Source organism: Bacteroides sp. 11BF, from assembly GCF_019633765.1.
Taxonomy (GTDB): domain Bacteria; phylum Bacteroidota; class Bacteroidia; order Bacteroidales; family Bacteroidaceae; genus Bacteroides; species Bacteroides hominis.
Genome location: NZ_JAFKPJ010000006.1, coordinates 185,670 through 205,037 on the forward strand (window position 1 = coordinate 185,670; position 19,368 = coordinate 205,037).

The following is a 19,368-nucleotide window of genomic DNA, read 5'->3' on the forward strand; positions in this document are numbered from 1 at the left end:
ATTTTAAACACAACTTAGTTATGAAAAAGATTATTAGTGCTTTAATGATAGCTGTATGTATCGGTATGGCTATGCCTGCTCAGGCACAACTTATCAAGTTTGGTGTGAAAGGTGGTGTAAACCTGGCAAAAGCTGATTTTAATAAGTCTGATTTAAAAACAGACAACTTTACCGGTTTCTTTATCGGCCCGATGGCTGAGGTTACTATCCCACTGGTAGGTTTGGGGGTTGACGGTGCTCTTTTGTTCTCTCAGAGAGGTGTCAAAGTAGGTGATGAGTCTATCAGACAGAATGGTCTCGATATTCCAATTAACTTGAAGTATACTATTGGCTTGGGTAGTGCATTGGGTATCTACGTGGCAGCCGGTCCGGATTTTTATTTTAACTTCTCAGGCGATAAGAATTACGAGGACCTTGGTCGGTTGAATAAAAAGAACGCACAGATAGGTATTAATGTAGGTGCCGGTGTGAAATTACTGAGGCATTTGCAGATAGGAGCCAATTATAATATCCCGTTGAATAAAACAGCGGAATGGAAAGAGGCTGATTTTTCTTATAAGACTAAAATGTGGCAGATATCTGCTGCTTATATTTTCTAAGAAATCAGAATCATCTGATGATATACAAATCCCCGGCGTTTGCGTCGGGGATTTTTTTGTATCTTTGTCCTCACGATGAAAAAGTATGTAGATGTCATATTACCTTTGCCTCTGCCCCGTTGCTTCACTTATTCCCTTCCGGACGAAGGAGCAGAAGAGGTACAAATCGGTTGCCGGGTAGTCGTATCTTTCGGGCGGAAAAAGTATTATACAGCCATTGTTTGCAATGTTCACTATTATGCGCCGACCGAATATGAAGTCAAAGAGATTTCCGCCGTACTTGATACCTCTCCGATACTGCTCCCTGTACAATTCCGGTTTTGGGAATGGTTATCCGATTATTATCTCTGTACACAGGGCGATGTCTACAAAGCGGCGTTACCTTCCGGTTTAAAACTGGAAAGTGAGACGATCGTTGAATACAACCCCGACTTTGAAGCCGATGCTCCCCTTCCCGAACGGGAACAACGGATACTTGACTTGCTTGCAAAAGATCCTGAGCAGTGCGTCACCAAACTTGAAAAGGAGAGTGGTCTGAAAAACATACTTACTGTTATTAAATCCTTGCTCGATAAGGAAGCCCTTTTTGTAAAAGAGGAACTTCGCCGTACCTATAAACCCAAAACAGAAGTCCGGGTCCGGTTGACAGCCGACGCTTCGGGCGAGGAGAATCTCCGGCGACATTTTGATAAATTAGAACGCGTCCCGAAGCAACTGGCACTGTTGATGAAGTACGTCGAGCTTTCCGGGGTATTGGGAGACGGCACGCTGAAGGAAGTATCGAAAAAGGAATTGTTGCAGCGTGCTTCCGCTTCTCCTGCCGTTTTTAACGGATTGGTAGAAAAGCGGGTCTTTGAAGTCTATCAACGGGAAATCGGCCGATTGAACCGTATCTCGGGACAAACGGTGGAACTGAACGTTCTGAACGAACATCAGCAGCGGGCTTATGATGAAATTGTGCGGAGCTTTCAAGAGAAGAATGTCTGCTTGCTCCACGGTGTGACTTCCAGCGGAAAGACTGAAGTGTATATCCATCTGATAGAAGATGCTTTACGTCAGGGGAAACAGGTGCTTTACCTGTTACCCGAAATTGCGTTGACCACTCAGATTACCGAACGTCTGAAACGGGTGTTCGGCTCCCGGTTGGGGATCTATCACTCCAAGTTTCCCGATGCCGAACGGGTTGAGATCTGGCAAAAACAATTGACGGAAGAAGGATATGACATTATTCTGGGGGTGCGCTCTTCGGTATTCCTCCCGTTCCGGAATCTCGGACTGGTCATTGTGGACGAAGAGCACGAGAACACTTATAAACAGCAAGACCCCGCGCCACGTTATCATGCCCGCAATGCCGCTATCGTACTGGCTTCGATGTATGGGGCAAAGACGTTGTTAGGCACTGCCACTCCTTCGGTGGAGACCTGGCAGAATGCCACTACCGGTAAATTCGGATGGGTGGAGTTGAAAGAACGATATAAAGAGATTCAACTTCCGGAAATTATTCCGGTAGATATCAAGGAATTACACCGCAAAAAGCGGATGACGGGGCAATTCTCCCCCTTGTTATTGCAATACGTCCGTGAGGCGCTTGATAATAAACAGCAGGTGATTCTATTTCAGAACCGGCGCGGTTTTGCCCCGATGATAGAGTGCCGCACTTGCGGATGGGTGCCTAAATGCAAAAACTGTGATGTCAGCCTGACTTATCATAAAGGTATCAATCAGCTGACTTGCCATTATTGCGGGTATACCTACCAGTTGCCCCGTTCGTGTCCGGCTTGCGAGGGAGTCGAACTTATGCACAGGGGCTTTGGTACGGAGAAGATAGAAGATGACGTAAAACTGATTTTTCCGGAAGCTTCTGTGGCACGTATGGACTTGGATACTACCCGTACCCGGTCGGCCTATGAAAAGATTATTGCAGATTTTGAGCAGGGGAAGACTGATATACTGATCGGTACCCAGATGGTATCAAAAGGACTCGACTTCGATCATGTCAGTGTAGTGGGCATCCTCAATGCGGATACGATGTTGAATTATCCCGATTTCCGTTCGTACGAACGTGCCTTCCAGTTGATGGCACAGGTTGCCGGACGTGCCGGGCGAAAAAATAAACGGGGCAGGGTTGTGTTGCAAACCAAAAGTATAGATCACCCCATCATCCGTCAGGTGATGACGAACGATTACGAGGATATGGTAGCGGGACAATTGGCCGAACGACAGATGTTCCATTATCCTCCCTACTACCGGATGGTGTATGTTTATCTGAAGAACCGGAATGAGACATTGCTGGATGTGATGGCACATACCATGGCCGAAAAGCTGCGCGCATTGTTCGGAAACCGTATACTGGGGCCGGATAAGCCTCCCGTTGCCCGTATCCAGACTTTGTTTATACGGAAAATAGTTGTTAAAATAGAACAAAATGCGCCAATGAGTCGCGCCCGTGAATTACTTTTGCGTGTACAACGGGAAATGATAGAAGACGAACGGTTTAAATCGTTGATTGTCTATTATGATGTAGATCCTATGTAATGAAAACCAATCTTAATATATACCTTTAAAAAATGAAACCATGAAGCGAATCACGACACTTTTGCTTTCTTGCCTGGTTAGTACAGGCCCGCTTCTTGCACAGCAAGGAGTGACACAATGTGGAACACCGACCGGACAGGCTCCGTTCCCACTTCAATCTTACAAAGAGTTACCCGATCCGGTTACTCCTTCCGAGAAGGAGTGGGCGGCAGTCAAAACTCCTCAGGTGCAATGGGGAAATACCGATACCCGGTATGCAAAACATGTTGTCCCCATGATTCAATCACAGAAAAGCGTCACACTGGAAGGCTGGCGTGGCGAGAAACTCCATGCTCAGGCTGTTGTCTGGACAGGTACCGATCTGGAAGGGTTGAATTATTCTCTTTCCGAATTTAAAAACTCCAAGGGCGACGTGCTTCCGGCAAGTGCCTTCAGCGGAGGTTTTGTCCGCTATGTGATGACGGATGAACTGAATAAGGATGGACGCGGTGCCTGTGGCTATCGTCCGGATCATTCTATTTATGACTCTCTGTTAGTGGCCGATCCGATTGACCACTTGCTGACTTCCATGCCTATGGAGGCTAAGAGTACCCAAGCTATCTGGATCAATTGCCAGATACCCCAGACCGTGTCTCCGGGAGTTTATCGCGGCACCGTTGAGGTGAAAGACGGAGACCAGAGGCTGTCTACCCTCAAGATGGACATTAAAGTCTCTTCCCGCGTATTGCCCGCTCCGTCCGAATGGGCTTATCATCTGGATTTGTGGCAGAGTCCGTTTGCCGTGGCACGCTATTATCAGGTTCCGCTTTGGAGTCAGGAACATATGGATGCCATGCGTCCGTTGATGAAGATGCTGGCGGATGCCGGACAGAAGATTATTACGGCTACCATCATGCACAAACCTTGGAACGGACAGACTTATGACTATTTTGAATCGATGGTTACCTGGACGAAAAAGGTTGATGGCACATGGGCTTTCGACTATGGTGTGTTCGACAAGTGGGTGGAGATGATGATGAGCGTAGGCATTGACAAGCAAATCAACTGCTATTCAATGGTTCCGTGGAAATTGTCATTCCAGTACTTCGATCAGGCTACAAACAGTATGCAATACGCCAAGACTGCTCCGGGCGAGAAAGCTTACGAAGAGATGTGGGTGGCTATGCTGAAGTCATTCTCTAAACATTTGCGTGAAAAAGGCTGGTTCGACATTTGTGCCATCGCTATGGACGAACGCCCGATGGAGGTAATGCAGAAAACATTGCAGGTGATCCGTAAAGCTGATCCGGAATTTAAAGTTTCGCTGGCCGGAAATTTCCATAAAGAATTGGAGGCTGATATTTACGATTACTGTATTCCTATCGGCGCTTCTTATCCGAAAGAGGTATTGGCACGCCGTGCACAAAAGCAGTTGCCTACAACTTATTACACCTGTTGTACAGAAGCTTTCCCGAATACCTTTACTTTCTCCGATCCTGCCGAGGCTGCCTGGATGAGCTATTATTCTGCTAAAGATCACCTCGACGGTTACCTGCGTTGGGCATATAACAGTTGGCCGAAAGAGCCGTTGCTCGACTCACGTTTTGAGGCTTGGGCCGGTGGTGATACTTATCTGGTTTATCCGGGAGCACGCTCTTCCATCCGTTTCGAGAAACTTATCGAGGGCGTTCAGGCTCATGAGAAGATAACAATCTTACGTAAAGAGTTTACGGATAAGAAAAACAAGAACGGATTTAAGAAGCTGGAAAAAATGCTATCCACCTTTAAACTGAAGGACTTCCCGGAAGTGCCGGCTGCTGAAACGGTGAATAAGGCGAACAAAATATTGAATTCGTTGTAGAGTTATCGACAATACCTTTTTATACCGCATGCAGAAACGTGTAGCAGGGGAGATCCATGTAGCGTGTTCCTGCATGCGGATTTTTATACCTTAATTATTTAAAATAAGAAAGAATGAAAAAGAAAATACTTTTTGTTTGTTTGGGCAACATTTGCCGCTCTTCTACGGCAGAAGGCGTGATGCTTCATCTGATCAGAGAGGCCGGATTGGAAGATCAGTTCATGATTGATTCGGCCGGTATCTTGGCCTATCATCAGGGAGAGCTGCCCGACAGCCGCATGCGTGCTCATGCAGCTCGCAGAGGATATGAACTGGTTCATCGTTCGCGTCCGGTCCGTACAGAGGACTTTTATGACTTTGACCTTATAATCGGCATGGACGATCGGAATATCGATGACCTGAGGGAGAAAGCTCCCTCTCCGGCAGAATGGGAAAAGATTCACCGGATGACGGAATACTGCACCCGCATCCCCGCCGATCACGTGCCCGACCCCTATTATGGAGGTGCGGAAGGCTTTGAATACGTGCTCGATATACTCGAGGATGCTTGTGCCGGACTCCTTACTTCTTTAACTCAGGATAGCTGATACGCGTGTGGTAAATCGTTTTCAGCTTTTCTTTAAATACCGCTTTGATCGTCGCAATGTCTTTGAAGGTAATCGGACATTCTTTGAAATATCCTTCCTGCACTTGTGAGTCGATAATTTTATCTACCAGGTTGCTGATGCTCTCTTCGGTATACTCAGGTAAACTGCGTGAAGCGGCTTCTACGGAGTCTGCCATCATCAGTATGGCTGTTTCTTTTGAGAACGGGTTAGGTCCCGGATATGTGAATACTTCTTCATCCGGTTCCTCACCCGGATGTTCGTTCTTCCAGGATATGTAGAAGAATTTGGTCTTTCCGCGCCCGTGGTGGGTGCTGATGAAATCCTTGATCACTTTGGGTAAGTTATGCTTGTCGGCCAGTTTTAATCCGTCTGTTACGTGACTGATAACTACCTGGGCACTCTGTTCATAACTCAGGTTCTTATGGGGGTTCACCCCCGACTGGTTTTCGGTAAAGAAAGCCGGATTCTCCATTTTTCCGATATCATGATACAGTGCTCCGGTACGTACCAACTGGCTTTTGGCACCGATACGTATTGCAGCTTCGGCGGCCAGATTAGCCACCTGCATCGAGTGCTGGAAAGTACCAGGAACGGTTTCGGACATTCTTCGCAGCAGATCGTTGTTGATGTTCGACAACTCTACAAGCGTTACGTTCGATGTAAAACCAAAAGTCTTTTCGAGCAGGAATAATAAAGGATAAGCAAACAGTAATAGCACTCCATTGATGATGAAGTATATGTACATACTGACATTCAGCTTTGAAAGATCGTTTTCGCTGATCAGTTCAAAAGCGAAATATATGGCTGCATACGTCAGTATCACCAGGAGGGCGGTGCGAAACAGTTGTGAGCGTTGCGACAATTCTCTCAGGCTGAAGATAGCCACGAGTCCGGCTGCTAATTGTGTCAGGATGAACTCGTGGGGGTATCGCAGGGTGATGGAACAGATCAGTATGGTGATGACATGTGTCAGGAATGCCGTGCGTGAATCGAGAAAAACCCGGATGATAATCGGAAGCATGGCATAAGGCAGGATGTACACATTAAATATATTGTTTGTCACCATCAATGCCGTGATGACGCAATAGAATACGATTAAGGCGAAAAGTAGCGACAGACTGCCTTTACGCTCATAATAGTCTTTGCGGAAGAGTTCCAGATATAGCATAAAGCAAAGTACCAGGATACCGACAAATAAGATTTGTCCGGCGAGTATCAGCCGCTTTTGTCCAAGAGATTCACTCCGTTTAATAGACTCTTTACGTAAAGATTCCAGAATGTTGTATGTCTGTTTGCTGACAATCTCTCCACGGTCGATGATCTTTTGTCCGCTTTGTACGACTCCATTTGCCCAGGAATAGTTGTCGAGCAGCTCTTTCCGGGCAGTCTCTGTACGTACGGAGTCATAAATCAGATTGGGAGTTATATACTCGTTGAGTGCGCATTGACGCAGGATGTCTTTGTTATAATGGGCGGTGTCACTCGATATAAGATACTCGTAGGCTCTCTTTACGGTATATATTCCGTCAGTCATTCGCTGGTTGGCTAATTTGTCGTCAATCACCATGATAGAAGAGAGACTGTCATGGAGGAGGGTTCGCATCTCCTCTGTCGATACGACTCCCGATTGATAAATGGTCTTCAGCCCTTTCTCAATATAACGGATGTAATCTGTTGAGGGGAGTATCCCTTTCAGATGTGTATGGTAGTTCTCCTTAAGCTTGGCGAGCGCGTTCTTTTCCACCTCTTTATTCAATTCAAAGTAGGGTTGAAAAGAGGCCAGAAGACTGTCTTGCTCCCTTTTTACCACTGCCTCGTCTTTGTAAATCGGGAAGTCGAAAGTAGCCATTAACTGACCGTACTTCCACGGCTTGTTTATGTCAAACTGATAGTTAAACTTCCCATCCCGTGGTAGGAAATAAACAATGAAGGCCACAGTACCGACGAAAATCAGTGCTTTATATAACAAATCTTTGTATGAGAAACTATTTTTCTTCTTCCAGTGTTCCATAACCCTTGAATTTTTTGCGAAAAGTACAAAAAAAAACAATAGTGTGGAAAAAAAGGTTTAATTTTGCCACGATTTACCTATACTAACGCAAATTATGGCAGAAAGAAAAGTAAGAGTTCGTTTTGCTCCGAGCCCAACAGGAGCATTGCATATAGGTGGTGTGCGTACCGCTTTGTATAATTATCTGTTTGCCCGCCAGCATGGGGGAGATTTGATTTTCCGTATCGAGGATACTGACTCAAACCGTTTTGTCCCGGGTGCGGAAGAATATATCCTGGAATCATTTAAGTGGTTAGGGATTCAGTTTGACGAGGGTGTCGGCTTTGGAGGTGAATATGGACCGTACCGCCAGTCAGAACGTCGCGAAATATACAAGAAGTATGTACAAGTGTTGCTTGACAACGGAAAAGCCTATATTGCTTTCGATACTCCGGAGGAGCTGGATGCCAAACGTGCTGAAATAGCCAACTTCCAATATGACGCATCTACCCGTGTGGGAATGCGCAATTCGCTGACCCTTTCACAGGAAGAGGTGAAGGCGTTGATTGCTGACGGAAAGCAATATGTGGTACGTTTTAAAATTGAGCCGAACGAAGACATTCATGTGAATGACCTGATTCGTGGAGAAGTGATTATTAACTCATCTATCCTTGACGACAAGGTTCTATATAAATCGGCCGATGAACTGCCTACTTACCACTTGGCTAATATTGTTGATGACCATCTGATGGAGGTATCACACGTGATCCGTGGTGAGGAGTGGTTGCCTTCCGCTCCGTTGCACGTATTGTTGTATCGCGCATTTGGTTGGGAAGACACAATGCCTGCTTTTGCTCATTTACCTCTGTTGTTGAAACCCGAGGGCAATGGTAAGCTGAGTAAACGTGATGGTGACCGTCTGGGATTTCCTGTATTTCCGCTTGAATGGCATGATCCGAAGAGTGGAGAAGTTTCTTCAGGTTATCGTGAATCGGGTTATTTGCCTGAGGCTGTCATTAACTTCCTCGCCTTGTTGGGATGGAATCCGGGTAACGATCAGGAGGTAATGTCCATGGATGAGTTGATTCGTCTGTTCGACTTGCACCGTTGCAGTAAATCGGGTGCTAAATTTGACTATAAGAAAGGGATTTGGTTCAATCATACTTACATTCAACAGAAGTCTGACGAAGAAATAGCCGAACTGTTTGTGCCTGTTCTGAAAGAACATGGTGTGGAAGCTCCTTTCGAAAAAGTAGTAACAGTGGTTGGGATGATGAAGGACCGTGTCAGCTTTGTCAAAGAACTGTGGGATGTATGCAGTTTCTTCTTTGTAGCCCCGGCAGAATATGATGAAAAGACGGTAAAAAAACGCTGGAAAGAAGATTCGGCTAAATGTATGGCCGAACTGGCTGAAGTATTGGCCGGAATAGAAGATTTCAGTATTGAAGGTCAAGAGAAAATTGTAATGGATTGGATTGCTGAGAAAGGTTATCATACAGGTAATATTATGAATGCTTTCCGCTTGACGCTGGTAGGCGAGGGCAAAGGTCCCCATATGTTTGACATTTCCTGGGTATTGGGAAAAGAAGAAACACTGGCTCGTATGAAACGTGCCGTAGAGGTTTTGAAATAAGAATCCGGAGGTATGTTTTACGATCTGGCAATAGGAATTTACGACCTTCTGGTGCATCTGGCTGCACCATTCAGCCGTAAGCCCCGAAAGATGATGAAGGGGCATTGGGTAGTGTACGACCTTCTTCGTCAACAGGTAGAGAAGGACGCGCGCTATATCTGGTTTCATGCTGCTTCTTTGGGAGAGTTTGAGCAGGGGCGTCCCTTGATTGAGAAAATACGGGAGAGGTATCCGGATTATAAAATATTGCAAACGTTTTTTTCTCCTTCGGGATATGAGGTCCGGAAGAACTACCGTGGAGCCGACATTGTCTGCTATTTGCCGTTTGATAAACCTCGTAATGTGAAGAAGTTTCTGGATATTGTGAATCCTTGTATGGCTTTCTTCATCAAATACGAATTTTGGAAGAACTATCTGGATGAATTACACAAGCGTCGTATCCCTGTGTATAGTGTTTCGTCCATTTTCCGTAAAGATCAGATATTCTTTAAGTGGTATGGAGGTACTTACAGAAATGTGCTGAAGGATTTTGATCACTTGTTTGTGCAGAACGAAGCATCGAAGCGTTTCCTTGCCAAGATTGGAATTACAAGGGTTACGGTAGTGGGAGATACGCGTTTTGACCGTGTTTTGCAGATTCGTGAGCAGGCCAAGGAGTTGCCGCTGGTGGAACAGTTCAAGGATGGCGCATTTACTTTTGTGGCCGGAAGTTCATGGGGACCGGATGAGGATCTTTTCATTGAGTATTTTAATAATCATCCTGAGATGAAGTTGATTATAGCACCACATGTAATTGATGAGAATCATTTGGTAGAGATTATTGGTAAGTTGAAACGTCCTTCTGTGCGTTATACCCGTGCCGATGAAAAGAATGTCCGGAAGGCGGACTGCCTGATAATCGATTGTTTCGGTTTACTGTCTTCTATTTATCGTTACGGAGAGATTGCTTATATCGGAGGTGGTTTCGGAGTAGGAATTCATAATACTCTTGAAGCGGCAGTTTATGGTATTCCGGTAATTTTCGGACCCAAATATCAGAAGTTTATGGAGGCGGTACAATTGATTGAAGCTAAAGGGGCTTATTCGATTAAGGATTACGAGGAGTTGAAGACGTTGCTCGACAGGCTTCTGTCCGATGAAAAGTTCCTGAAAGAAACGGGAACTAACGCCGGTAATTATGTGATTGGCAACTCCGGAGCGACGGACAAGGTACTACACATGATAAATTTTTAAGGCTTTGAACCTGATAAACAAAAATATCCTCCGGAGGGACTGGGTTCCCCGGAGGATATTTTTGTTTATCAGGTCAGGTCTTATTTATACCAATCAGAGTACATCAGGTAATTATGAGCTATTTTTTGGTTTAACTCTTTGGCTTGTTCCGGATCAACCTTTTTTATAAATTTTGCCGGTACTCCTCCCCAAATACTTCCCGGTTCGATGATGGTGTTGCTGAGTACAAGTGAGCCTGCTGCTACAATCGCTCCCTCACCGATAACAGCATGATCGAGCAGGGTCGATCCCATACCGATCAATGCGTAATCTTTAATTGTCGCACCATGAATGGTTACATTATGTCCTACCGATACATGATTACCTATTTCAATCGTCGATTTTTGATAGAGAGTGTGTAATACACTCCCGTCTTGTATATTCACTCCGTCGCCAATGCGGATGGAGTTTACATCCCCTCTCAGCACGGTACTGAACCAAATGCTACAATCGCGCCCCATCTTTACATCGCCGATGATGGTGGCATTGTCGGCCAGAAAACAGTTTTCTCCGAATTCAGGAGTAAAACCTCTTACTGATTTTATTAAAGCCATAGGTTATTGATTAAAACATGTTTGAGAAATAGATGGCATCAGCATCCTATAAGATGCTGATTCACACTAATAATGATTTTGGTGACCTATAAAGGCGGTCCTTCCTTTGGTTTGTCAGATTGCGGCTGTTGCCTCTTTCAACCATATTTTTTCTTCTTCATTCAGACCGGGGGATAACTTTTCATATACTTGCCGGTGATAATCATTCAGCCAGTCTGTTTCTTCTGCGGTTAGCAACTCCTTGATTATACCCTTTTTACAGATAGGACAAAGCGTGATGGTTTCGAACCTCAGGTATTCGCCAAACAAGCCTTCACCAGCCTTGCATACCAGTGTCAGATTCTCGATTCGTATGCCGTGGCTGCCACCTTTATATACTCCGGGTTCGTTTGAGGTGACCATGCCGGGTTGCAATACAACCGGATTCTCGTTCATACGAATGCTTTGTGGACCTTCGTGCACGCTGAGGAAATGGCCTACGCCATGACCGGTGCCATGTAGGAAATTCATTTTGTGGCTCCATAATGGCATACGTGCCAGTACATCCAGTTGTGCTCCTCTGGTTCCTGCCGGAAAAACGGCCATCGCCAATGCGATGTGTCCTTTGAGGACCAGTGTATAGTCTGTCTTTTCTTCCTCTGTTAGCTCACCTAATGCAATGGTACGTGTGATGTCAGTGGTGCCATCCATGTATTGAGCTCCTGAGTCGAGTAAAAGAAAGCCTTTGGGTTGCAATGTCGCGTTGCTTTCTTCGGTTGCTGAATAATGTACAATAGCCCCGTGTTCTTTGTAACCCGCAATGGTATCAAAACTTTCGCCTACGTACAAATTCTGTGCAGCACGAAACTCGTGCAGTTTGTGATCGATGCTTAATTCTGTTTCTATTCCGGAAGGGACGGCAGACTCCAGCCATTTAAGGAATCTGACTAAAGCGACACCGTCACGCTGCATGGCTGCATGGACTCCTGCTATTTCTTGATTGTTACGGACAGCTTTCAGTAAGGCTACCGGTGCTTCTCCTCGTATGATCCGGCATTTGGGGTTTACGGAGGAAAAAATAGCATAATTGGTTTTTGCCGGATTCATCAGGATGCTGGTGCTCTTGAGATCTGATAAGTAAATTTCTGTTTCTGCGTAGTTCCGTATCTCTACTTTCTGCTCTTTTAAGTAGTTCCGTACTTCTTCAGTTACTTTCTCCGGAGCAATGAATAATATCGTGCTGTCTTCTGTAATAAGTAAATAGCTTATTACTACGGGGTTGCAATGTACATCGTTTCCGCGTAGGTTTAGGGTCCAGGCTATTTCATCTAAAGCTGATAACATAACACTTTCTGCACCCTTTTTCTTTAGCTCCGTACGAATGGATGCGATTTTTTCTGTGCAACTTTTTCCCGCATATTCAATGTCGTATACAAAGGCAGGTGATTCCGGCATAGGCGGTCGATTTGTCCATATCTCCTGCATAGGATCAGGGCAGAATATGATTTGAAGATTACTTGATGAAAGTTCGGTCTGCATATACTCCACTTGTTCCACTGAGAACATTTTTCCATCGATACCTACTGCCCCTCCCGGTTTTAACTGGGTAGATAAGAATTCTGTGATACTTGGAGTGTCCGGCAGCATCTCTTTATATAAGTCTATGCCACTTCCTTGTAACTGTTCTGCTGCTTGTAAAAAATATCTTGAGTCGGTCCAGAGTCCTGCTTTCTTTTCTGTAATCACTACCGTACCGGCCGACCCGGTAAATCCGGAAATCCATTCTCGTGATTTCCAGTGTGGTGCAACGTATTCACTGAGATGAGGGTCTGTGCTGGGGATGATGAATGCTTGAATGTTTGGTTTAAACCACATGCGTAATGCATGTATTCGTTCACTGATAGACTGTTTCATACATTATATATATTATATGTTATACTCTCCAAAGATAACTACTTTCTGTTCCTTTTGCATTGATTTTGAGAAATAATTGCCGAAAGTTTTGTGAATAAAGAAAGTATGTGTAATTTTGCGGCGCAATTTGACTGCGGAAATTTTAAACCATAACATATTTAATAGTAACAAAATGATTGTAGTACCTGTAAAAGAAGGCGAAAACATTGAAAAAGCGCTGAAGAAGTTTAAGAGAAAATTTGAAAAAACTGGCATCGTTAAAGAGTTGAGAAGCAGACAACAGTTCGACAAACCGTCTGTAACTAAAAGACTTAAGAAAGAACGTGCAGTTTACGTACAAAAACTTCAGCAAGTAGAAGATTAATAATTCGTAATTTCCTTTGAATTATTGAATTCTTTTCATACATTCGTTGCAGAATTATAGATGTAGCGATATTATGTTAGCAGATTCTTTTCTTGATTACCTCCGGTACGAACGGAATTATTCTGAGAAGACCGTACTGGCTTACGGCGAGGATATTTCGCAGTTGCAGGAGTTTGCTCAAGAGGAGATTGGGGAGTTTAATCCGTTGGAAGTGAAGCCCGAACTGATTCGTGAGTGGATTGTTTCACTGATGGATCGGGGGTATACTTCAACTTCTGTGAATCGTAAGCTGAGTTCGCTCCGGTCGTTTTATAAATATCTCCTCAGACAAGGAGAGGTGAGTGTTGATCCGTTACGTAAAATAACGGGGCCAAAAAATAAAAAGCCACTTCCTTCTTTCTTGAAAGAGAGTGAAATGAATAAATTACTGGATGACACGGATTTTGGTGAAGGGTTTAAGGGATGTCGGGATCGTTTGATTATTGAGGTGTTTTATGCCACAGGCATGCGTCTCTCTGAATTGATAGGTTTGGATGATAAGGATGTAGATTTCTCAGCCTCTCTTCTGAAAGTAACGGGAAAGAGAAATAAGCAGCGCTTGATCCCTTTTGGGGATGAATTGAAAGAAGCGATGTTTGAGTATGTTGATGTAAGGAACAAAGTGATTTCAGTGAAGTCTGATGCTTTTTTTGTTAGAGAGAATGGCGAACGACTTTATAAGAATCTGGTCTATAATTTGGTGAAACGGAACCTTTCGAAGGTGGTAACGCTTAAGAAGCGCAGTCCTCACGTGTTGAGGCATACCTTTGCCACAACAATGCTGAATAATGATGCGGAGTTGGGTGCGGTGAAAGAGCTTTTAGGTCATAGTAGTCTGGCGACTACGGAGATTTATACGCATACCACTTTTGAAGAACTTAAAAAAGTGTATAAACAAGCTCATCCACGAGCCTAAAAAAGGAGGTAAGTATGGAAATTAGAATTCAATCGATTCACTTTGATGCAACAGAACAATTGCAGGCTTTCATTCAGAAGAAAGTGTCTAAGTTGGAAAAATATTACGAAGATATAAAGAAAGTAGAGGTGTCATTAAAGGTGGTTAAACCAGAAACTGCGGAGAATAAGGAGGTCGGAATTACGGTGTTGGTTCCAAACAATGATTTTCATGCAAGCAAAATCTGTGATACGTTTGAAGAAGCGGTTGATTTGTGTGTGGAAGCATTGGAGAAGCAGCTGGTTAAGTACAAGGAAAAACAACGAAATAAATAAAAATACCGCAAATATTTTGCGGGAAAGAAATAAATAACTAAATTTGCAGCCGTTTCGCTCGCGTTAGGACGTGACGGTTGCATTTTTTAAGTAAAAACGCCTCTTTAGCTCAGTTGGCCAGAGCACGTGATTTGTAATCTCGGGGTCGTTGGTTCGAATCCGACAAGAGGCTCAAGAATAAATCAGAATAGGAAAAGTTTGGGCGTTCTTACGCTTACTTCGAAATTCGATTTCTGTAATGAAGGGCAAATACCAGAGTGGCCAAATGGGGCAGACTGTAAATCTGCTGGCTTACGCCTTCGGTGGTTCGAATCCATCTTTGCCCACGGAGAAGACAGAGTGAAAACTTTGGCAAATTGCGGAAGTAGCTCAGTTGATAGAGCATTAGCCTTCCAAGCTGAGGGTCGCGGGTTTGAGCCCCGTCTTCCGCTCTCTCTATTTCGCTGTTATAGCTCAGTGGTAGAGCACTTCCTTGGTAAGGAAGAGGTCCCGGGTTCAAATCCCGGTAACAGCTCTGTAAGATGTAAATGCTGATTATTAATCAAATAAATAACAAGTAAAGCTATGGCTAAAGAGAAATTTGAACGTACCAAACCGCACGTAAACATTGGTACAATCGGTCACGTTGACCACGGTAAAACCACTTTGACTGCTGCTATCACTACAGTGTTGGCAAAAAAAGGTCTTTCTGAACTCCGCTCTTTCGATTCTATCGACAACGCTCCTGAAGAAAAGGAAAGAGGTATTACTATCAATACTTCACACGTTGAGTACGAAACAGCTAACCGTCACTACGCACACGTTGACTGCCCGGGTCACGCTGACTACGTAAAGAACATGGTTACTGGTGCTGCTCAGATGGACGGTGCTATCATCGTAGTTGCTGCTACTGATGGTCCGATGCCTCAGACTCGTGAGCACATCCTTTTGGCTCGTCAGGTAAACGTTCCGAAACTGGTTGTATTCATGAACAAGTGCGATATGGTTGAAGATGCTGAAATGTTGGAACTGGTTGAAATGGAAATGAGAGAACTTCTTTCTTTCTATGATTTCGACGGTGACAATACTCCGATCATTCAGGGTTCTGCTCTTGGTGCATTGAACGGTGTAGAAAAATGGGAAGACAAAGTAATGGAGCTGATGGAAGCTGTTGATACTTGGATTCCGTTGCCTCCGCGCGATGTTGATAAACCTTTCTTGATGCCGGTAGAAGACGTGTTTTCTATCACAGGTCGTGGTACTGTAGCTACAGGTCGTATCGAAACTGGTGTTATCCACGTAGGTGATGAAATCGAAATCCTTGGTTTGGGTGAAGATAAGAAATCAGTTGTAACAGGTGTTGAAATGTTCCGCAAACTTCTGGATCAGGGTGAGGCTGGTGACAACGTAGGTCTGTTGCTTCGTGGTGTTGACAAGAACGAAATCAAACGTGGTATGGTTCTTTGTAAACCAGGTCAGATCAAACCTCACTCTAAGTTTAAAGCTGAGGTTTATATCCTGAAGAAAGAAGAAGGTGGTCGTCACACTCCATTCCACAACAAATACCGTCCTCAGTTCTATCTGCGTACTATGGACTGTACAGGTGAAATCACTCTTCCGGAAGGAACTGAAATGGTGATGCCGGGTGATAATGTAACTATCACTGTAGAGTTGATCTATCCGGTTGCATTGAACATCGGTCTTCGTTTCGCTATCCGCGAGGGTGGTCGTACAGTAGGTGCTGGTCAGATTACTGAAATTATCGACTAAAATTAAATATTAATCAGTTCCCGGTAGTATTATCGGGAACTGATTATGTACAAACGGGAGTAGCTCAGTTGGTAGAGCACCGGTCTCCAAAACCGGCTGTCGGGAGTTCGAGCCTCTCCTCCCGTGCTAATATTTATGAAATGAAAAAAGTAGTAGCTTATATTAAAGAATCTTACGACGAACTTGTTCATAAAGTGTCGTGGCCTACGTATTCAGAACTAACTAACAGTGCGGTAGTTGTTTTATATGCTTCCCTGCTTATTGCATTGGTAGTGTTCGCGATGGACTTCTGTTTCCAGAATTTTATGGAAAAAATAATTTATCCACATTAAAAAAAAGAGGAATTACGATGTCTGAGATTGAAAAGAAATGGTACGTTTTGCGTGCTATTAGCGGAAAAGAAGCTAAGGTAAAAGAGTATCTTGAAGCTGATATTAAAAACAGCGACCTTGGCGAATATGTGTCTCAGGTATTGATTCCTACCGAAAAGGTATACCAGGTTCGCAATGGTAAAAAAATTGTGAAAGAAAGAAGTTATCTTCCTGGTTACGTTTTGGTGGAGGCTGCTTTGGTTGGTGAGGTTTCTCACCATCTGAGAAATACTCCTAATGTGATAGGTTTCTTGGGAGGTTCCGATAAACCGGTTCCCCTCAGACAGTCGGAAGTGAATCGTATACTTGGTACAGTGGACGAATTGCAAGAAACGGGTGAAGACTTAAATGTTCCGTATATTGTAGGTGAAACTGTAAAGGTTACTTTTGGTCCTTTTAGCGGATTTAGTGGTATCATTGAAGAAGTGAATAGTGAAAAGAAGAAACTAAAGGTCATGGTAAAGATATTCGGGCGTAAAACACCGCTTGAATTAGGCTTTATGCAAGTGGAAAAGGAATAACTCAGAATTGTTACGCTGTAGTTGTCCTTCGTTTAATGTTATATATAAATCAATAAAAAAATGGCTAAAGAAGTTGCTGGACTAATCAAATTACAGATTAAAGGAGGCGCGGCAAACCCATCACCTCCCGTTGGACCTGCATTAGGTTCTAAGGGAATCAACATCATGGAGTTTTGCAAGCAATTCAACGCCAGAACCCAAGACAAGGCAGGTAAGATTTTGCCTGTTATCATTACTTACTACGCAGATAAGTCTTTCGATTTTGTAATCAAGACTCCTCCCGTTGCCATTCAGTTGCTTGAAGTGGCTAAGGTAAAGAGTGGTTCTGCTGAGCCTAACCGTAAGAAAGTTGCCGAGATCACTTGGGAACAGGTTCGTACGATTGCTCAGGACAAAATGGTTGACTTGAACTGTTTTACTGTGGAAGCTGCCATGAAAATGGTTGCAGGTACAGCTAGAAGTATGGGTATCGCTGTAAAAGGGGAGTTCCCGGTTAATAATTAATAAACTTCAATTGTAATGGGTAAACTGACAAAAAATCAAAAGTTAGCTGCAGGAAAAATTGAAGCAGGGAAAGCATACTCACTGAAAGAAGCTGCATCTTTGGTAAAGGAAATCACTTTTACTAAGTTTGATGCTTCATTAGATATTGATGTACGTTTAGGTGTTGATCCACGTAAAGCAAACCAAATGGTGAGAGGTGTTGTTTCACTTCCTCATGGAACTGGAAAGCAAGTACGTGTGTTGGTGCTTTGTACACCGGATGCTGAAGCTGCTGCAAAAGAAGCTGGTGCTGACTATGTTGGTCTTGACGAATATATTGAAAAGATCAAAAGTGGATGGACTGATATTGATGTGATTATCACTATGCCATCTATCATGGGTAAAATTGGTGCACTCGGTCGTGTGCTTGGTCCTCGTGGATTGATGCCTAACCCGAAGAGTGGTACCGTAACTATGGATGTTGCTAAAGCTGTAAGAGAAGTAAAACAAGGTAAGATCGACTTCAAAGTTGATAAGAGCGGTATTGTTCATACTTCAATTGGTAAGGTTTCATTCACTGCAGAGCAGATTCGCGATAACGCAAAAGAATTTATCTCTACATTGAACAAGTTGAAACCGACTGCAGCCAAGGGTACATATATTAAGAGTATTTATCTTTCTAGTACAATGAGTGCGGGTATCAAAATTGACCCGAAATCAGTAGAGGAAATCTAATAAAACAGAGTAACAATGAGAAAGGAAGATAAAAATACGATTATTGAGCAGATTGCTGCTACAGTACAGGAATATGGTCACTTCTATTTGGTAGATACAACAGCTATGAACGCTGCTGCAACAAGTGAATTGAGAAGAGCTTGTTTCAAGGCTGACATCAAATTGATGGTAGTTAAGAACACACTCCTCCACAAAGCGCTTGAAAGCATTGAAGGTGATTTCTCTCCTCTTTATGGTTCTTTGAAAGGTACGACAGCTGTGATGTTCTGCAACGTTGCAAACGCACCTGCAAAACTGATCAAAGATAAATCTAAAGATGGCATTCCGGGACTGAAAGCTGCATATGCAGAAGAAAGCTTCTATGTTGGTGCTGACCAGTTGGATGCTCTCGTAGCTATTAAGAGTAAAAATGAAGTTATTGCCGATATCGTTGCCCTGTTGCAATCACCGGCCAAGAATGTTATTTCTGCTCTTCAATCAGGTGGCAACACCCTTCACGGAGTTCTCAAAACTCTTGGTGAAAGATAATTATAACACATTTTATTTAGTAAATTAAACATTAAAATCATACAAAAAATGGCAGATTTGAAAGCTTTTGCAGAACAATTAGTTAACTTGACAGTAAAAGAAGTTAATGAACTTGCAACTATCCTTAAAGAAGAATATGGTATTGAACCTGCTGCTGCAGCTGTAGCTGTTGCTGCTGGTCCTGCAGCTGGTGCTGCTGCCGCAGAAGAAAAGTCTTCTTTCGACGTAGTATTGAAGAGCGCTGGTGCAGCTAAACTTCAGGTTGTTAAAGCCGTTAAAGAAGCTTGTGGTCTTGGCTTGAAAGAAGCTAAGGACATGGTAGACGGTGCTCCTAGTGTAGTAAAAGAAGGTTTGGCTAAAGACGAAGCAGAATCATTGAAGAAAACATTGGAAGAAGCTGGAGCTGAAGTTGAACTTAAATAAC

At 43.8% G+C, this 19,368-nt stretch carries 19 protein-coding genes and 5 tRNA genes; 21 read left to right on the plus strand and 3 right to left on the minus strand.

Translation table 11 applies throughout. From position 1 onward, the window contains the following. Window positions 1–20: 20 nt before the first annotated feature. The 4 genes from JZY04_RS08400 to JZY04_RS08415 all read left to right on the plus strand — a co-directional run bounded on the left by JZY04_RS08400 (window position 21) and on the right by JZY04_RS08415 (window position 5,561). A complete protein-coding gene (locus JZY04_RS08400) occupies window positions 21–599 on the plus strand; it encodes a porin family protein (RefSeq protein WP_005782143.1) in 579 nt (192 codons plus the stop codon). Window positions 600–674: 75 nt separating this feature from the next. Then, the gene (gene priA / locus JZY04_RS08405; RefSeq protein ID WP_044300984.1) at window positions 675–3,134 is read left to right on the plus strand and encodes a primosomal protein N'; all 2,460 of its coding nucleotides are present in this window, start codon (window positions 675–677) and stop codon (window positions 3,132–3,134) included. A 40-nt stretch (window positions 3,135–3,174) separates the two neighbouring features. Beyond that, window positions 3,175–4,974, plus strand: coding sequence for a DUF4091 domain-containing protein (locus JZY04_RS08410; protein ID WP_005811407.1), 1,800 nt, complete (start codon window positions 3,175–3,177; stop codon window positions 4,972–4,974). A gap of 113 nt (window positions 4,975–5,087) precedes the next feature. Beyond that, window positions 5,088–5,561, plus strand: coding sequence for a low molecular weight protein-tyrosine-phosphatase (locus JZY04_RS08415; RefSeq protein ID WP_005782146.1), 474 nt, complete (start codon window positions 5,088–5,090; stop codon window positions 5,559–5,561). On the opposite strand, the gene JZY04_RS08420 is transcribed toward JZY04_RS08415, so the two are convergent. Continuing rightward, complete coding sequence (locus JZY04_RS08420; RefSeq protein WP_005822149.1) at window positions 5,536–7,593, minus strand: HD family phosphohydrolase; 2,058 nt, start codon at window positions 7,591–7,593, stop codon at window positions 5,536–5,538. The two genes, JZY04_RS08415 and JZY04_RS08420, sit on opposite strands and share 26 nt — an antisense overlap. A 94-nt stretch (window positions 7,594–7,687) precedes the next feature. On the opposite strand from JZY04_RS08420, the gene gltX reads away from it, so the two are divergent. Both gltX and JZY04_RS08430 read left to right on the plus strand, forming a co-directional pair. Continuing rightward, window positions 7,688–9,205 carry a glutamate--tRNA ligase gene (gltX, locus tag JZY04_RS08425; protein ID WP_122143407.1) on the plus strand — a complete coding sequence of 506 codons (1,518 nt, stop codon included), beginning with the start codon at window positions 7,688–7,690 and terminating at the stop codon, window positions 9,203–9,205. A gap of 12 nt (window positions 9,206–9,217) precedes the next feature. After that, a complete protein-coding gene (locus JZY04_RS08430) occupies window positions 9,218–10,438 on the plus strand; it encodes a 3-deoxy-D-manno-octulosonic acid transferase (protein WP_005782149.1) in 1,221 nt (406 codons plus the stop codon). A gap of 80 nt (window positions 10,439–10,518) precedes the next feature. On the opposite strand, the gene JZY04_RS08435 is transcribed toward JZY04_RS08430, so the two are convergent. Then, window positions 10,519–11,031, minus strand: a complete 513-nt coding sequence (locus JZY04_RS08435; RefSeq protein WP_005782150.1) for a gamma carbonic anhydrase family protein — start codon at window positions 11,029–11,031, stop codon at window positions 10,519–10,521. Window positions 11,032–11,145: 114 nt separating this feature from the next. Beyond that, window positions 11,146–12,924: an aminopeptidase P family protein gene (locus JZY04_RS08440; protein ID WP_122143406.1), complete on the minus strand. Its 1,779-nt coding sequence runs from the start codon at window positions 12,922–12,924 to the stop codon at window positions 11,146–11,148. A 172-nt stretch (window positions 12,925–13,096) separates the two neighbouring features. Between JZY04_RS08440 and rpsU the strand changes: the two genes are divergently transcribed. The 15 genes from rpsU to rplL all read left to right on the plus strand — a co-directional run bounded on the left by rpsU (window position 13,097) and on the right by rplL (window position 19,367). Continuing rightward, on the plus strand, window positions 13,097–13,288 hold the full coding sequence (gene rpsU, locus JZY04_RS08445) for a 30S ribosomal protein S21 (RefSeq protein ID WP_005782152.1): 192 nt from the start codon (window positions 13,097–13,099) through the stop codon (window positions 13,286–13,288). Window positions 13,289–13,361: 73 nt separating this feature from the next. Next, the gene (xerC, locus tag JZY04_RS08450; protein WP_005811400.1) at window positions 13,362–14,243 is read left to right on the plus strand and encodes a tyrosine recombinase XerC; all 882 of its coding nucleotides are present in this window, start codon (window positions 13,362–13,364) and stop codon (window positions 14,241–14,243) included. 14 nt (window positions 14,244–14,257) lie between these two features. Continuing rightward, complete coding sequence (hpf, locus tag JZY04_RS08455; RefSeq protein WP_122143405.1) at window positions 14,258–14,557, plus strand: ribosome hibernation-promoting factor, HPF/YfiA family; 300 nt, start codon at window positions 14,258–14,260, stop codon at window positions 14,555–14,557. A gap of 98 nt (window positions 14,558–14,655) precedes the next feature. Next, a tRNA-Thr gene (locus JZY04_RS08460) sits at window positions 14,656–14,729 on the plus strand. 71 nt (window positions 14,730–14,800) lie between these two features. Next, a tRNA-Tyr gene (locus tag JZY04_RS08465) sits at window positions 14,801–14,883 on the plus strand. Window positions 14,884–14,915: 32 nt separating this feature from the next. Continuing rightward, window positions 14,916–14,988: transfer RNA gene (locus JZY04_RS08470), tRNA-Gly, on the plus strand. Window positions 14,989–14,999: 11 nt separating this feature from the next. Further along, a tRNA-Thr gene (locus JZY04_RS08475) sits at window positions 15,000–15,071 on the plus strand. Between the two features lie 50 nt (window positions 15,072–15,121). Then, entirely contained in the window at window positions 15,122–16,306 is a 1,185-nt protein-coding gene (gene tuf / locus JZY04_RS08480) for an elongation factor Tu (protein WP_005782155.1), read from the plus strand. Window positions 16,307–16,359: 53 nt separating this feature from the next. Next, a tRNA-Trp gene (locus JZY04_RS08485) sits at window positions 16,360–16,432 on the plus strand. Window positions 16,433–16,446: 14 nt separating this feature from the next. Further along, window positions 16,447–16,638, plus strand: a complete 192-nt coding sequence (gene secE, locus JZY04_RS08490; RefSeq protein ID WP_005782157.1) for a preprotein translocase subunit SecE — start codon at window positions 16,447–16,449, stop codon at window positions 16,636–16,638. 17 nt (window positions 16,639–16,655) lie between these two features. Next, on the plus strand, window positions 16,656–17,198 hold the full coding sequence (gene nusG, locus JZY04_RS08495) for a transcription termination/antitermination protein NusG (RefSeq protein WP_005782159.1): 543 nt from the start codon (window positions 16,656–16,658) through the stop codon (window positions 17,196–17,198). 60 nt (window positions 17,199–17,258) lie between these two features. Beyond that, window positions 17,259–17,702 (plus strand): 50S ribosomal protein L11, encoded by a 444-nt coding sequence (gene rplK, locus JZY04_RS08500; protein ID WP_004291286.1) that lies wholly within the window; start codon window positions 17,259–17,261, stop codon window positions 17,700–17,702. Window positions 17,703–17,717: 15 nt separating this feature from the next. Beyond that, window positions 17,718–18,416, plus strand: coding sequence for a 50S ribosomal protein L1 (rplA, locus tag JZY04_RS08505; RefSeq protein ID WP_122143404.1), 699 nt, complete (start codon window positions 17,718–17,720; stop codon window positions 18,414–18,416). Between the two features lie 15 nt (window positions 18,417–18,431). Further along, window positions 18,432–18,944 (plus strand): 50S ribosomal protein L10, encoded by a 513-nt coding sequence (rplJ, locus tag JZY04_RS08510; protein WP_005782163.1) that lies wholly within the window; start codon window positions 18,432–18,434, stop codon window positions 18,942–18,944. Between the two features lie 48 nt (window positions 18,945–18,992). Further along, window positions 18,993–19,367: a 50S ribosomal protein L7/L12 gene (gene rplL / locus JZY04_RS08515; RefSeq protein WP_005782165.1), complete on the plus strand. Its 375-nt coding sequence runs from the start codon at window positions 18,993–18,995 to the stop codon at window positions 19,365–19,367. Window position 19,368 lies beyond the last annotated feature (1 nt).

Coding starts and splice junctions, on each gene's coding strand:
- JZY04_RS08400 (WP_005782143.1), top strand. CDS start 21: ATGAAAAAGATTATTAGTGCTTTAATGATAGCTGTATGTATCGGTATG.
- priA (WP_044300984.1), top strand. CDS start 675: ATGAAAAAGTATGTAGATGTCATATTACCTTTGCCTCTGCCCCGTTGC.
- JZY04_RS08410 (WP_005811407.1), top strand. CDS start 3,175: ATGAAGCGAATCACGACACTTTTGCTTTCTTGCCTGGTTAGTACAGGC.
- JZY04_RS08415 (WP_005782146.1), top strand. CDS start 5,088: ATGAAAAAGAAAATACTTTTTGTTTGTTTGGGCAACATTTGCCGCTCT.
- JZY04_RS08420 (WP_005822149.1), bottom strand. CDS start 7,593: ATGGAACACTGGAAGAAGAAAAATAGTTTCTCATACAAAGATTTGTTA.
- gltX (WP_122143407.1), top strand. CDS start 7,688: ATGGCAGAAAGAAAAGTAAGAGTTCGTTTTGCTCCGAGCCCAACAGGA.
- JZY04_RS08430 (WP_005782149.1), top strand. CDS start 9,218: ATGTTTTACGATCTGGCAATAGGAATTTACGACCTTCTGGTGCATCTG.
- JZY04_RS08435 (WP_005782150.1), bottom strand. CDS start 11,031: ATGGCTTTAATAAAATCAGTAAGAGGTTTTACTCCTGAATTCGGAGAA.
- JZY04_RS08440 (WP_122143406.1), bottom strand. CDS start 12,924: ATGAAACAGTCTATCAGTGAACGAATACATGCATTACGCATGTGGTTT.
- rpsU (WP_005782152.1), top strand. CDS start 13,097: ATGATTGTAGTACCTGTAAAAGAAGGCGAAAACATTGAAAAAGCGCTG.
- xerC (WP_005811400.1), top strand. CDS start 13,362: ATGTTAGCAGATTCTTTTCTTGATTACCTCCGGTACGAACGGAATTAT.
- hpf (WP_122143405.1), top strand. CDS start 14,258: ATGGAAATTAGAATTCAATCGATTCACTTTGATGCAACAGAACAATTG.
- tuf (WP_005782155.1), top strand. CDS start 15,122: ATGGCTAAAGAGAAATTTGAACGTACCAAACCGCACGTAAACATTGGT.
- secE (WP_005782157.1), top strand. CDS start 16,447: ATGAAAAAAGTAGTAGCTTATATTAAAGAATCTTACGACGAACTTGTT.
- nusG (WP_005782159.1), top strand. CDS start 16,656: ATGTCTGAGATTGAAAAGAAATGGTACGTTTTGCGTGCTATTAGCGGA.
- rplK (WP_004291286.1), top strand. CDS start 17,259: ATGGCTAAAGAAGTTGCTGGACTAATCAAATTACAGATTAAAGGAGGC.
- rplA (WP_122143404.1), top strand. CDS start 17,718: ATGGGTAAACTGACAAAAAATCAAAAGTTAGCTGCAGGAAAAATTGAA.
- rplJ (WP_005782163.1), top strand. CDS start 18,432: ATGAGAAAGGAAGATAAAAATACGATTATTGAGCAGATTGCTGCTACA.
- rplL (WP_005782165.1), top strand. CDS start 18,993: ATGGCAGATTTGAAAGCTTTTGCAGAACAATTAGTTAACTTGACAGTA.